The organism is Dietzia sp. NPDC055877, assembly GCF_053615975.1.
The window spans coordinates 1-13,590 of sequence record NZ_JBSHCV010000006.1 but is presented as its reverse complement, the minus strand read 5'-3'; the positions used below and the strand labels follow the sequence as shown (position 1 = coordinate 13,590).

Genomic DNA, 13,590 nt, shown 5'->3' with positions numbered 1-13,590 from the left:
GTCGGCGGGTAGGATGCTCTCATCAATGCTCGAATCGAGTACTGCTGACGTGTGACGAGCATCGACCATATCCAGGGAGCGGGGCCCGAGATGGACCAGTCGGCCACTGATATCGCGACAGCCTGGATGAGGGCCGTCGTCTCGGGTGACGCGGACACGGCGATCGCGTTGTCGTCGTCGTCCATCGTCTACACCACGGGGCAGGTACGTCACTACTCCGGTCACCAGGGGATCCACGACATCGTCTCGGATTTCGACCGGCTGTCCGGGATCCTCGAGGTCGCCGTCGAGGGCGAGATCCTGGAGTCCGACGGGGTGGTCGCCCTGCGTCGGATCGAGCGGTACCTGCTGCCCAGCGGCGGGATCGAGATCCGCGGATGCTCGTTCGTGGAGGTCGAGGACGGCCTCGTCACGCGGTGGTCGGACTACAAGAGCATGGAGTCCATCGACTCGGTCGCCGGGTAGTGGACGAAGGAGCGAGGGATGAGTGACCGACAGATGTCCGAACGCGGCCCCGCCGACGTGGCGCGCGCGCTCGTCGACGCCGCGTTCTCGGGGAACTACGAGGCGGCCGCCGCATGCTGCACGCCCGACCTGGAGTTGCGGATCGAGGGGATCCAGACCGTGCACGGGCACGAGGGGCTGCGGCACGTCATGGAATTCAACGGCGAGGTCTCGACCGACGTCAGGGTGACGATCCACCACGTCCTGGCGGCGGGGGACACCGCGGCGCTCAACCGGACCACCCATCTGACCATCGGCGGCCGGGCCCTCGCGCTCGAGGTGGGCGCGTTCTTCGAGTTTCGCGACGGTCTGGTGTGCCGGTGGGTCGACTACCAGGACATGAGAATCGTCACCGACGCGCTCGGGCACTGAGGGCTCAGGGCTCAGGCCTCGGGGACGAACTCGCCGTAGCCCAGCTCGCGCAGTGACCGGCGGAGGGTCTCGGCGGCGGCGTCGGACTCCTCGGCCGGGGCGTCGGGATCGGCCAGCGACAGGTCGAAACCGGACATGTCGTTCGCGGGGAAGACGTGGATGTGCGTGTGTGGCACCTCGAAACCGGCGATGAGGTAGCCCGCGCGGGACGCACCGAACCCGCTCAGCACGGCCTTGCCCACGGCCTGCGCGACCTCGTTGAGCCGCGTCAGCAACGCGGGCTCGAGGTCGGTCCAGCGGTCCACCTCGGCCCGCGGAACGACGAGGGTGTGCCCGGGCGCGACCGGCGCGATGGTCAGGAAGGCGACCACCTCCGGGTCCTGCCAGACGAACCGGCCCGGTAGCTCACCGGCGATGATCTTGCTGAATACCGTCGACATGACTCCCAGCCTACGGACCCGTGCCCGCGCTTCCGGCGGGCTCGTGGCAACAAGTGGTCTAATGGGTTTTATATGGCCCCGCTCACGGGCGGAGGCCGCATGTCACAGCGAAGAGAAGGAGCGTCGCAATGATCGAGGCTCAAGTTCCCACAGCGGCGGACGCCGCGAAGGCGGCTCCAGTGAACGAGGGTGGCAAGAAGAAGTCCTACCACCACGGGGACCTGCGCAACGCCATCATCCTCGAGGCCACGGCCCGGGCCCGCGAATCCGGTGAGAAGGCGATCGTGCTGCGCGAGATCGCCCCCCGGATCGGTGTCTCGGCAACGGCCGCGTACCGGCATTTCGCCAACCGGCAGCAGTTGGTCGAAGAGGTCTCGGGGAGAGGCTTCGCCGCGATGCGTGACCGTATCGCCGCGATCGAGCCGACGACGGCGACGACCGATCCCGTGCTGGCCGCCTACATCGACCTGCGCAACGCCGCGATCGCGGTCGTCGGTTTCGCCGTCGACGAGCCCGCCTGGGCGAGGATGATGCTCGAGACCCTCGGCGTCTCGTCCGTCGTCGCCGAGTCGGGCATGTCGGTGCGCGAGGTCATGCAGGACATCGTCGATCGCGGTATCGACGAGGGCGCCTTCATGCCCGGACTGCGTCTCGACGGCCAGCGGGCCATGTGGGCGGCGATCGACGGGCTGAGCGCGCAGGCGATGTTCGGGGTCCACCCCATGGACACCGAGAGCGCCGGCCAGGCGATCGCCCGCACCCTCGACCTGTGCCTGACGGACCTGCTCACCGAGCGGGCCATCCAGGCCCGGGCCGCGGTCGACCTGCCTCCCGGGATCATCACCGACGCGCGGGTCTGAGCCCGTCCCGGTCCCGGATCCCGGGCCGATCCGGCCAGGCCCGGGGAGAGCGATGAGGTCGCGGCGCTACTGTAGGCGCTGTGCGCATTCTCGTGATCGGATCCGGTGCCCGTGAGCACGCCCTTCTCGTCGCCCTCGCGGCCGACCCGGTGGTGACGGAGCTCCATGTCGCGCCGGGGAACCCCGGCATGGCGCAGGCGACCAGTCATGACGTCTCGGTGACGGACCCCGCGGCGGTCACCGCGCTAGCCCGCCGGGTCGGCGCCGAGCTCGTCGTCGTCGGACCCGAGGTCCCCCTCGTCGCCGGCGTCGCGGACGCGCTACGCGCCGCCTCCATCCCCGTCTTCGGACCGTCCGCCGACGCGGCGCGCATCGAGGGCTCCAAGGCGTTCGCCAAGGACGTCATGGCCGCCGCCGGCGTGCGCACCGCACGCGCCGAGATCGTCGACTCGCCCGCGGACCTCGACGAGGCCCTCGACCGCTTCGGACCCACCTGGGTGGTCAAGGACGACGGCCTGGCCGCAGGCAAGGGCGTCGTGGTGACCGGGGACCGCGCCGCCGCCCACGCCCACGCGCTGGCCTGCCTCGACGACGGCCACCCGGTCCTGCTCGAGTCCTTCCTCGACGGCCCCGAGGTCTCCCTGTTCTGCCTCGTCGACGGCGAGACGGTCGTCCCGCTGCTGCCCGCCCAGGACCACAAGCGCGTCGGCGAGGGCGACCGCGGCCCCAACACCGGCGGCATGGGCGCCTACACCCCGCTGCCGTGGCTGCCGGACGGCATGGTCGAACGGATCGTCAGCGAGGTGTGCGAGCCCGTCGCCCGCGAGATGGTGGCACGCGGATGTGGCTTCTCCGGGCTGCTCTACGCCGGGCTCGCGATCACCTCCAACGGGCCCGAGGTCGTGGAGTTCAACTGCCGCTTCGGCGACCCCGAGACCCAGGCCGTCCTCGCGCTGCTCGAATCGCCTCTCGGGCAGACCCTGCACGCCGTGGCCACCGGCACGCTCGCCGAGCAGCCGCCGCTGGTGTGGCGCGACGGCGCCGCGGTGACCGTGGTGCTGGCCGCCGAGAACTACCCGGGCGTGCCGCGTCGCGGTGACCTCATCGAGGGCGCCGAGCAGCCGGGCGTGCTGCACGCCGGCACCGCCCGCGACGCCGACGGCCACCTGGTCTCCGCCGGCGGGCGCGTGCTGTCGGTGGTCGGCACCGGCGCCGACCTGGCCGCCGCCCGCGCCGAGGCGTACCGGATCCTCGACGGGGTCGGGCTGGCCGGAGGCCACTTCCGGCGTGACATCGGCCAGGCCGCCGAAGAGGGACGCATCAGCATCCCCGGCTGATCTCGGCTCGTCCCGGGCGTCTCCTGACTGCCTCCCGGCCCGCCCCGACTCGCCCGCCGGGAGGCGGGTTCACTGAATCCTTATTTCCACGCGCCGCCGGGATTTCACAATGTGGTCACACCAGTCCACTATGTGGAGCTCGGCGGCGATCGCTGATCGGTCATCAACGCTATGTGGCCACGGTGATCACGGGTGGACGGTTCGTGTTCAGGTTCGTGCCCCCGTGGCGACACTTCGATGTTCCGCCCGCTCCCTACGGTTCGACTTCGCAAGAAGCACTTCACTTTTCCTGAAGGAGAACCGATGTATCTGCAAGCGAACCGTGCAGGCGCCGCGCGCCTCGCCGGGGTTCGAATCGCGGTGGCCGGGGTGTCGGCCGTCGCCGCGGTCGGGCTGTCCGTCACGCCCGCCATGGCCCAGGACGGTGGGAGCCTGCCCCTCGGATCGGTGAGCGGGGCCGACGGGTCGAGCGGATCGCTCACCGGCTCGCTCGGCGACCTTCTCCCCGGCGGACCCGGCGGGCCCGGCAACGACGGCCTCTACGCCGGAGGCGTCCAGGTGGTCGACGGCGAGGCCGAGAATCCGGAGATCCTCACAGGTCAGGTGTTCGACGACGCCAACAAGAACTCGCGGATTGACGGTGGGGAAGCCGGCATTCCGGGGGTCAGCGTCTCCAACGGCCTCGACGTGGCCCAGACCGATGCCGAGGGCCGCTACGAGCTGCCGGTCCGCGGCGACTTCACCGCGTTCGTGACCCAGCCGGCCGGCTGGCAGGTGCCGGTCGACGAGCAGAACTTCGCCCAGTTCAGCTACAACCACTACCCGGAGGGCTCGCCGGAGCTGGAGTTCGGCGGCCTCGAGCCGACCGGAGATCTTCCGAAGGCCGTGAACTTCCCGATGTCGGCCTCCGGGGCCACCGCGGCTGCCGAGCAGTCCTGCGCGATCGCCTCGGATACCCAGGCATACGACATGGAGGAGATGGAGTACGCGCGCGCCGGCGCGATCGCCGACCTCATGGCCCGCGACGACTACGCGGGTTGCGGCCTCCTGCTCCTGGGCGACAACGTGGGCGACGACCTCGCGCTGAACCCTGCGCTCAAGGACTCTTACGCCGCGGCCAACGGCCCGGTGCGCGCCATCCCGGGTAATCACGACATGGACTTCGATGCTGCGGGCCCGGAGAACTCCGTCGACACCTACCGGCGCGACTTCGGCGCCCCGTACTACTCCTACGACGTGGGCCAGACGCACTTCGTGGGCCTGTTCAACGTCATCTACAACGGCGCGTCGGCCGATGGCGGCAACGGCGGATACGCCGAGGCGATCACCGACGAGCAGCTCGAATGGCTCCGCAACGATCTGGCCACCGTGGACGAGAACACACCGATCGTGGTGGCCGCGCACGCCCCCATCGTCAGCTACACGGGGGTCGTCACCGACAACGCCAGCGAGCTCTACGAGATCCTGGCCGACTACCCGAACGCCGTGACCGTCGGCGGCCACACCCACACGCTCGAGAATCACATCGCGGGCGATCAGCGCGCGGAGTGGGCGGACGCGGGGGTCCCCGAGCTGACCCACGACCAGGTCGTGGCTGGCGCGGTGTCGGGTTCCTGGTACTCGGGTGAGCTCAACGACGACGGCGTGCCCTACTCCTACACCTCGGACGCCGCCGAGCCGGGCGTACTGACCTTCGAGTTCGACGGCACCGAGCGGTCCGAGTACTACACCGTCCGGGGCGAGCCGCAGGACAAGCAGTTCCTCACCGGGGTCAACAGCCCCACCTGGCGCGCGTGGGCCGAGGAGGCGCAGCAGTGGCAGGACGACGACAAGGCGGGCGAGGGCCCCGGCCCGATCGCGACCGACACCGTGTCGCTGGAGGACGTCCGCTCGGGCGAGGCCTGGATCTCGACCAGCTTCTTCGCCGGCTCCACCGCTGCCGACGTGAGCTTCTCACTGGACGGCGGCGAGGCGACCGAGGGCACGCACACGCAGCCGGCGACTGGTGAGGCGCTCAACAAGGGGTGGGAGTTCACCGACCCGGTCTCGGCCACGCACAACCTGTCGAGCAGCGGAGCGATGGCGCAGGCGAGCCCGCACGTGTGGCGGTTCGACCTGCCGTCCGATCTCGAGGCGGGCGAACACACCGTCGAGATCAGCGGGACCGACCGGTACGGCGTGACCTACACGGACACGCTCACCTTCACCGTCGATGCGGCTGCCGCCGAGTTGCCGGCGCTGAACCACCGGCGCCGAACCGCCGGCGCGTGGTAGGCGCGGCCGGCCGGAGGTCACGCGGGTGGCGCTCAGCGGGAGTAGAGCGCCATCCGCGGAACCTGCGCCACCATCCACGGGCTGAACGCGAAGGGCGTGGCGTCGACGGCGGCGCGCACATCCTCGGGGCGAGCCCAGTGGTGGGCGCACACCTCGTCGGGGTGCGGGTTCAGGTCAGCGCGGATGCGGGCGGTGAACACCGGGCAGATCTCGTTCTCGACCACCCCGGAGTCGTCGACGGCGCGGTAACGGAAATCGGGGATCGCGGGCTCGATCGAGTCGACCCGCGTGCCCAGTTCCTGCTCCGCCCGGCGCACGATCGCCTCGGCCGGGTCCTCGCCGGGCCCGGGGTGGCCGCAGAACGAGTTGGTCCAGATCCCCGGCCAGGTCAACTTCCCCAGTGCGCGTCGGGTCAGCAGAACCCGCCCGTCGTCGTCGACCAGATGGCACGAGAAGGCCAGGTGCAGGGGGGTGGCGTCGGTGTGGATGACCGCCTTGTCGGCGGAGCCGACGGGGGTGCCGTCCTCGTCGAGCAGAACGACGTACTCGGCGGGGGCGGGGGAGTCAGAGTGCGGGGGCATGCGGCCCACCATAGGCGCAGGGCGGGGCGCGCAGCCGACCGCGCGTCCCGCCCCGGGGTGCCGGGCTCAGTTCGTCATGCTCGCTCCGTCATTTCCGCTCCGTCGTTTCCGGTCCGTCATGCCCGGTCCGTCATGCCCGGTCCGTCATTCCACGCGCGATCACCAGGCGCTGGATCTGGTTGGTGCCCTCGAAGATCTGGGTGATCTTGGCCTCGCGCATGTAGCGCTCCGCCGGGAACTCGCGGGTGTAGCCGACGCCGCCGAGCACCTGGACGGCGTCGGTGGTGACCTTCATGGCCGCGTCGGTGGCGGTGAGCTTGGCGATCGACGCCTCGCGCGAGTACGGGCGGCCGGCGTCCTTGCGGCGCGCGGCATCCAGGTAGGTGGAGCGGGCGGAGCCGACTGCGGCGGCCATGTCGGCGAGCAGGAAGCCCAGGCCCTGGTGGCCGATGATGGTCTTGCCGAACGCCTCGCGCTCGTTGGCGTAGGCCACGGCGTCGTCGAGGGCCCGCTGGGCGATGCCGGTCGCGACCGCGGCGATCCCGAGGCGGCCCGAGTCCAGGGCCGAGAACGCGATCCGCAGGCCGTCGCCCTCGGCGCCGATCAGTCGGCCGGCGTCGACCCGGGCGCCCTCGTAGGACGCGGTGGTGGTGGGCACGCCGTTGAGGCCCATCTTGTCCTCGGGCTTGCCGAAGTGCAGGTTCTCGGTGTCACGCGGCACGAGCAGGCAGGAGATGCCGCGCGAGCCCTCGCCGGTGCGCAGGAAGGTGTTGTAGACGTCGGCGATCCCGCCGTGGGTGATCCACGACTTGGTACCGGTGACCACGTACTCGGCGCCCGGGCCATCGCCCTCCCGGACAGCCCGGCAGCGCAGCGCCGCCGCGTCGGACCCGGCCTGCGGCTCGGACAGCGAGTACGCGCCGATCTGCTCACCGGCGAGCAACCCGGGCAGCCACTCGGCCTTCTGCTCGTCGGAACCGGCGGTGGCCAGCGGGAAGCAGGACAGTCCGTGCACGCTGGTGGCCACGGCGACGGCGGCCCAGCGCGCGCCGAGCTCCTCGAGCACCTGCAGGTACACCTCGTACGGCTGGTCGCCGCCGCCGAACTCCTCGGGGTAGGGAAGGCCGAGCAGCCCGACCTCGCCGAGCTGCGCGAACAGCCCCTCCGGGTAAGTGTGGTTCCGCTCGTGCTCTGCGGCGATCGGCTCGAGCAGCTTGTCCGCGACGTCGCGGGTCATCTCGAGCAGCTCGTAGGCCTCGTCGGTGGGGAGCAGTCGGTCGACGGCCATGGGGTCCTCCGGGGGCGTTCGGTAGTCGTGCGGGCACAAACAGCGTGCATGCGAAAACAGATAGATGTTCCATTAGAGTGCACCGCCAGACTGCACCGGCGTCGCCGCGGCGGGCCAGCCCCGAAACCGGGGGTGCCCGTCGGTGGGTGGTGGTGGCGCAGTATCCGGCCACTCGACCAGAATCGATGGGTATGACCCAGAACACCGCGTCCACGCCCCTGTCGCCGGAGCAACTGCTGGCGATCTACGACGTCCCCGGCGCCAGTGCCGCGGAGTTCCTCTGCGACCGGCATGACCCGGAGGCCGTGGCCTTCACGGTCATCGACGCCGATCTCTCCGGCCGCGACATCACCTACAGCGAACTGCGCACCGAGAGTGAGAAGGTCGCCGCAGCGCTGGCCGACCTCGGGGTGTCCGAGGGCGACCGGGTGGCCACGCTGATGTCCAAGTCGGCGGACCTGGTGTTCACGCTCGTGGGCATCTGGCGCCTGGGCGCCGTCCACATGCCGCTGTTCACCGCGTTCGCGTGGCCCGCGATCGAGATGCGTATCAACGGCGGCGACGCCAAGGTGATCATCTCCGACGCCGACCAGCGCGGGAAGATCGAGAAGGCGGACGTCCCGGTGGTCGTGGCGGGGCTCGCCGACTGCCCCGATGCCCTCGAGGGCGACCTGGACCTGGCGACCATCATCGCCGCCCAGGAGCCCGGCCGCCCCGCCGCGGTCACCGGCCCGGACGCCGGCATGGTCATGCTCTTCACCTCCGGCACGACCGGCACCCCGAAGGGCGTGGTGGTGCCGGTCCGCGCGCTGGCCGCGTTCCACCAGTACATCGAGACCGGCCTGGACGTGCGTGCGGACGACGTGTTCTGGAACGGCGCCGACCCGGGCTGGGCGTACGGCTTGTACTACGGCATCCTCGGCCCGATGGCGGTCGGCCGGCGTAGCCTCCTGCTGCACGCGCGCTACTCGCCGGAGCTGGCGTTCGCGGTGCTGCAGTTCTTCCACGTCACCAACTTCGCGGCCGCGCCGACCGTCTACCGGACGATGCGCGCCAAGGCCGACATCGCGCCCGCGGACGTGAAGCTGCGCCGCGCCTCGGCCGCGGGCGAGCCGCTCACCCCCGAGGTGATCGACTGGTCGATCGAGCAGTTCGGCGTGGAGGTCCGCGACCAGTACGGGCAGACCGAGCACGGCATGTTCATCATCAACCCGTGGCACGACTCGCTGCGCGAGGACGTCCGCCCCGGCTCGATGGGTGTGCCTCTTCCGGGATGGACCTGCGCAGTCCTCGCCGCCGACACCGACGTGCCCGCCCCGACGGGCGAGCTCGGCCGGGTGGCGATCGACGTGCCCGCGAGCCCGCTCATGTGGTTCACGGGCTACCACGAGGCGCCCGAGAAGACCGCCGAGCGGTTCAGCAAGGACGGGCGCTGGTACTACACCGGTGACGCCGCCAAGCTCGACGACGACGGGCACTTCTACTTTTCCAGCCGCGACGACGACGTGATCATCATGTCCGGTTACCGCATCGGCCCCTTCGATGTGGAGTCGGTCCTCGCCAAGCACCCGGACGTCCTCGAGTCGGCGATCATCGGCGTGCCCGACGACCTCGCGGGCGAGGTCCTGGAGGCGTACGTCGTGCTACGGGACGGGGTGGAGGGCGACGACGACAAGGCCGCCGAGCTCCAGAAGTGGGTCAAGACCGAGTTCGCGGCGCACGCGTTCCCCCGCAGGATCCACTTCGCACGCGAGCTGCCCAAGACCCCCTCGGGCAAGATCCAGCGCTTCCTGCTCCGCAAGGAGCGTTCGGGCCAGAACTGAGCAGCGCGCTACTCGCCGGGCGTCATTTTTCGCAGTGACGGCGACAGAACGTCGGTGGCGGCCAGCGTGCCCCGGCGGTCGTCCTGTAGGTGTGGTCCGAATGTGGGCCCGGCCTGCAGACCGCTACCGTAGAGCCGCCCTGCACCGGGTAGGACGGTGAGGCGGACAAGGGAGACGAGATGGCCGAACACGACGACGGGAACGACGATCGCAAGATCGTGTTGGCCCCGCACCTACAGGGACTGGAGCCGGACCCCGACCGGGGTGCCGAGATCGACCAGCGGTCGCCGGGCGAGCTCGACGAGGCGGTGCCCCGCAGCGAGTTCATCCGCTCGGTCGTCGGGGTGGTCGCGGGCGTGGCGGCAGCTCTGTTGGTCTACTTCGTCATGCCGGGCGACCTCGAGCACAACGCGCGGCTCACCGCCGCCGTCGCCGTCCTGTTGGGGATCTGGTGGATGACCGAGTGTCTGCCCATCCCGGCGACCGCGCTCGTGCCCCTCGTCGCGTTCCCTGTGTTCGGCACCGACATCACGGTGGACGACGTCGGCGCCGAGTACGGGAACAACATCATCTTCCTGTTCATGGGCGGGTTCCTCATCGCCATCGCGATGCAGCGGTGGAACCTGCACAGACGAATCGCGTTGCTCACCGTGCGCGCGATGGGGACCCGGTCCACGAGGGTGGTGGCCGGGTTCATGATCGCCACCGGCTTCCTCAGCATGTGGGTGTCCAACACGGCGACCGCGGTGATGATGCTGCCGATCGGTGTCTCCGTGCTCATGCTGGCCTCCGAACTCGGACGGGAGGCCACGGCGGATGACGGCTCCGGGGCGTCCATGGACGAGGCCGCCAAGACCGTCATCCGGTCCAACTTCGGCACCTCGCTCATGCTGGGCATCGCCTACGCGGCCTCCGTCGGGTCGCTGGCGACCATCATCGGTACCCCGCCCAACACCCTGCTGGCCGGTTACCTGGAGACCGAGTTCGACATCGTCCTGGGCTTCGGACGGTGGATGCTGGTGGGCCTGCCGCTCGCCGTGGTCATGCTGGTGTTCACGTGGTTCCTCCTCACCAAGGTGCTGTTCAAGCCCGAGCTCGAGGAGATCCCGGGCGGCCGCGAGCTGTTCGACGACGAGCTCCGCAAGCTCGGCACGACCTCGTCCGGGGAGAAGCGCGTCCTCGTGGTGTTCGTCGCGGCGGCCGTCGCCTGGGTGGCGGTCCCGCTGGTGTGGGAGACCCCGCCCGTCACGGACGCGGGAATCGCGCTGATCGCCGGCCTGCTGCTGTTCCTGCTGCCCGCCGGAACGGCGCGTGGGGTTCGGCTGCTCACCTGGAACGCGGCCCTGGAGCTGCCATGGGGCGTGCTGTTGTTGTTCGGCGGCGGCCTCGCGCTGTCCGCGCAGTTCTCCGCATCCGGCCTCACCGTATGGATCGGCGAGCAGGCCGCGGCGCTGGGAGCGCTGCCAATCGTCCTCCTGGTCCTCGTCGCGGCCGGCGGGGTCCTGATTCTCACCGAGCTCACCAGCAACACCGCTACTGCCGCGACGTTCCTGCCGGTGGCCGGTGGCGTCGCCATCGGTCTGGGTGTCGACCCGATGCTGCTGGCCGTGCCTGTCGCCCTCGCCGCGAGCTGTGCGTTCATGCTTCCCGTGGCCACTCCGCCCAACGCGATCGCCTACGGATCGGGGTACGTGACGATCGGGCAGATGGTCCGGGGCGGGATCTGGCTCAACCTGTTCGGGCTGGTGGCCATCACCCTGGTCACCATGACGCTGCTGGTGTGGGTGTTCGGGTTGACTGTGTAGCCACCGCCTCGAACGCGGACGCTAACGTCTGTGTCATGTCCGCCTTCCGCGAGCCCTCCCGCCGCTCGGCCGTCGAGCCGTTCCACGTCATGAGCGTCCTGGCCGCCGCGGCCCGCCGGCAGGAGACCCACGGCGATGTGATCTCCCTCTGTGCCGGGCAGCCGTCGACACCGGCACCCGGCCCGGTGCTGGCGGCCGCGCATCACGCCCTCGACACGGAGATCCTCGGGTACACGGAGGCGCTCGGGATCCGCCCCCTCCGCGAGGCGATCGCGACGTATCACCGGCGACGGGACGGCGTGGACGTGACCGTCGACGACGTCGTCGTCACCACCGGGTCCTCCGGCGGCTTCACCGTGCTCTTCCTCGCCGCGTTCGATGCTGGCGACACCGTGGTGATGGCGCGTCCCGGCTATCCCGCCTACCGCAACACCCTCCAGGCGTTGGGGTGCCACGTGCGCGAGATCGCGTGCGGGCCCGAGACCCGCTACCAACCGACGGTCGCGCAGCTCGAGGCAGTCACGGCCGACCTCGGCCACGCACCGGCGGGACTGATCGTGGCCAGCCCCGCCAACCCCACCGGCACGATCATCGACTCGGGCGCGCTCGCCGACCTCACCCGCTGGTGTTCGGCGAACGGGACCCTGCTCGTCAGCGACGAGATCTATCACGGGGTCACGTACGGCCGGGAGTGCGCGAGCGCGTGGCAGACCAGCCGCGACGCTGTGGTGATGGGGTCGGTGTCCAAGTACTTCTCGATGACCGGGTGGCGGATCGGTTGGATGCTGCTACCCGAGTACCTGCGCGATCCCGTGGACCGGCTGATCGGCAACCTCACCATCTGTCCGCCCGCCGACGCGCAGTTCGCGGCCGTCGCGGCGTTCACCGAGGCCTCGGCTGCCGAACTCGACGGGCATGTCGAGCGCTACGCCCGCAATCGTGAGCTCGTGCTGCGGCGGCTGGGGGAGCTGGGAGTCGAGGAGGTGGCCCCACCGGACGGCGCGTTCTACGCCTACTTCGACGTGTCGCGCTGGACCGACGACTCCGTCGCCTGGTGCGCCGACGTCCTCGACCGAACCGGGGTCGCGCTCACGCCCGGCGTCGACTTCGACACCGTCGATGGCCGGCACACCGTCCGGTTGAGCTTCGCGGGCAGCACCGACGAGATCGCCGAGGCCATGGTCCGCCTCGAGGCTGTGTTGGTGGATTAGTTCTCAAGGCGTAGCTCACCCCACAGGTTGCCGCGGCGGGCTACCTTCACCCCATGGGTTCCGCAGAGATCATTACCATCGGCGTCTACATCCTTCGGCCGTGGCTACTGCTGCAGGCACCGCTGCCGGTCGAGGAGGTCTACCTCAACGCCTCGCAGATCTTCAACGGGTCCACCGGTGGGTCCATGATCTCCTGATCGACCTGCTGGCCCCGCCGAACCTCGGTCTGCCTGGTTGCCGCCCACCCTGCGTCGGTTAGAAGGGCGGTGGGTCGGTGAGGTTGTCGATGATGGTTTTGAGTTGGTTTTCCAGGGCGCTGTTTCCGGGTGGGTGGTAGCGGTGGTGGTTTCGGTTCCACCAGCGGCTGTGGCGGTGGGCTGGTAGGTCGATGATGGTCCGGGGTTCGATAGTCACGGTGATGGGCTGGAATGTGGCTCCGGCTTTGGCGAGTGCTGTGGCGCGGGCGGTGTTGCGGGCCTGGTGTCTGGCTTGGGCGGCGGCGTCCTGGCTCGCTGCTTGGCGGTTGGCGGCGTTGTGGCTGCGTTGTGTGTCGCGGTGGGTGTGTTGGCGGGCGTCGCGTCGGGCCCAGGAGGTTTTGGTGGCACGCCCGGTCGGGCTGGCGCCGCCGGTGGCGGCCGCGCGTCCGGGGTCGGGGTTGCGGCGTTGTTGCTTCTCCCACGCGGCGGTTTCGACCCGGGCCTGCTCGCGCCGATAGTCGGCCAGGGGCCCGTCGGGGTGGGTGACCATGGTGTGGCCTTGGTCGGTGGTGATGATCAGGGTGCCGTCGGGGTCGAGTTGGTAGTGCCAGTCGTTGAAGGTTTTGAACCGGTGATGCCGGCGGCACAGGCAGGCCATGTTCGATTCGACTGTCTGTCCACCTTGGGTGGGGTCGGCGTGGTTGAACGGCACGACATGGTCCAGATCACAGGCGTCGGCCGGGACGGTGCATCCGGGGTGGCGGCAGGTGCCATCCCGTAGGCGGATCTGCTTGGCCAGGGCTGCGGAGGGGCGGTAGCGCAGCGCAGCATGGGGGTCGTCGGTGGAGTGTTCCCGCTAAAGTGGCCACTGAAATTAAGCAGCGAGTTCGTATATGTC

The 13,590-nt window shown here is 69.9% G+C and carries 13 protein-coding genes; 9 read left to right on the top strand and 4 right to left on the bottom strand.

Going from position 1 to position 13,590, the window contains the following annotated elements:
* Nucleotides 1–51 precede the first annotated feature (51 nt).
* Both ACWGLC_RS08800 and ACWGLC_RS08795 read left to right on the top strand, forming a co-directional pair.
* On the top strand, nt 52–465 hold the full coding sequence (locus tag ACWGLC_RS08800; protein ID WP_452099526.1) for a nuclear transport factor 2 family protein: 414 nt from the start codon (nt 52–54) through the stop codon (nt 463–465).
* An 18-nt stretch (nt 466–483) separates the two neighbouring features.
* Complete coding sequence (locus tag ACWGLC_RS08795; protein WP_452099525.1) at nt 484–876, top strand: nuclear transport factor 2 family protein; 393 nt, start codon at nt 484–486, stop codon at nt 874–876.
* A gap of 11 nt (nt 877–887) precedes the next feature.
* Here the strand turns inward: ACWGLC_RS08795 and ACWGLC_RS08790 are convergent, their stop codons facing one another.
* Nucleotides 888–1,316, bottom strand: a complete 429-nt coding sequence (locus ACWGLC_RS08790; RefSeq protein ID WP_452099524.1) for an HIT family protein — start codon at nt 1,314–1,316, stop codon at nt 888–890.
* Nucleotides 1,317–1,444: 128 nt separating this feature from the next.
* Here ACWGLC_RS08790 and ACWGLC_RS08785 point away from each other — a divergent pair, with 128 nt between their 5' ends.
* The 3 genes from ACWGLC_RS08785 (at nt 1,445) to ACWGLC_RS08775 (ending at nt 5,787) form a co-directional block, all read left to right on the top strand.
* On the top strand, nt 1,445–2,176 hold the full coding sequence (locus tag ACWGLC_RS08785) for a TetR/AcrR family transcriptional regulator (RefSeq protein WP_452099523.1): 732 nt from the start codon (nt 1,445–1,447) through the stop codon (nt 2,174–2,176).
* Nucleotides 2,177–2,256: 80 nt separating this feature from the next.
* On the top strand, nt 2,257–3,513 hold the full coding sequence (gene purD, locus ACWGLC_RS08780) for a phosphoribosylamine--glycine ligase (protein ID WP_452099522.1): 1,257 nt from the start codon (nt 2,257–2,259) through the stop codon (nt 3,511–3,513).
* A gap of 303 nt (nt 3,514–3,816) precedes the next feature.
* Nucleotides 3,817–5,787: a calcineurin-like phosphoesterase C-terminal domain-containing protein gene (locus ACWGLC_RS08775; RefSeq protein ID WP_452099521.1), complete on the top strand. Its 1,971-nt coding sequence runs from the start codon at nt 3,817–3,819 to the stop codon at nt 5,785–5,787.
* Between the two features lie 32 nt (nt 5,788–5,819).
* Here ACWGLC_RS08775 and idi read toward each other — a convergent pair whose 3' ends face one another.
* Both idi and ACWGLC_RS08765 read right to left on the bottom strand, forming a co-directional pair.
* The gene (gene idi / locus ACWGLC_RS08770) at nt 5,820–6,368 is read right to left on the bottom strand and encodes an isopentenyl-diphosphate Delta-isomerase (protein WP_452099520.1); all 549 of its coding nucleotides are present in this window, start codon (nt 6,366–6,368) and stop codon (nt 5,820–5,822) included.
* Nucleotides 6,369–6,498: 130 nt separating this feature from the next.
* Entirely contained in the window at nt 6,499–7,656 is a 1,158-nt protein-coding gene (locus ACWGLC_RS08765; protein WP_452099519.1) for an acyl-CoA dehydrogenase family protein, read from the bottom strand.
* A gap of 191 nt (nt 7,657–7,847) precedes the next feature.
* Here ACWGLC_RS08765 and ACWGLC_RS08760 point away from each other — a divergent pair, with 191 nt between their 5' ends.
* From ACWGLC_RS08760 to ACWGLC_RS08745, 4 genes are all read left to right on the top strand, one after another.
* Nucleotides 7,848–9,479, top strand: coding sequence for an AMP-binding protein (locus ACWGLC_RS08760; protein ID WP_452099518.1), 1,632 nt, complete (start codon nt 7,848–7,850; stop codon nt 9,477–9,479).
* Between the two features lie 179 nt (nt 9,480–9,658).
* Nucleotides 9,659–11,284, top strand: coding sequence for an SLC13 family permease (locus ACWGLC_RS08755; RefSeq protein ID WP_452099517.1), 1,626 nt, complete (start codon nt 9,659–9,661; stop codon nt 11,282–11,284).
* Nucleotides 11,285–11,319: 35 nt separating this feature from the next.
* Entirely contained in the window at nt 11,320–12,495 is a 1,176-nt protein-coding gene (locus tag ACWGLC_RS08750) for an aminotransferase class I/II-fold pyridoxal phosphate-dependent enzyme (protein ID WP_452099516.1), read from the top strand.
* Nucleotides 12,496–12,548: 53 nt separating this feature from the next.
* The gene (locus ACWGLC_RS08745) at nt 12,549–12,692 is read left to right on the top strand and encodes a hypothetical protein (protein ID WP_452099515.1); all 144 of its coding nucleotides are present in this window, start codon (nt 12,549–12,551) and stop codon (nt 12,690–12,692) included.
* 58 nt (nt 12,693–12,750) lie between these two features.
* Here ACWGLC_RS08745 and ACWGLC_RS08740 read toward each other — a convergent pair whose 3' ends face one another.
* Nucleotides 12,751–13,404 (bottom strand): hypothetical protein, encoded by a 654-nt coding sequence (locus ACWGLC_RS08740; RefSeq protein WP_452099514.1) that lies wholly within the window; start codon nt 13,402–13,404, stop codon nt 12,751–12,753.
* Between the last annotated feature and the right edge of the window lie 186 nt (nt 13,405–13,590).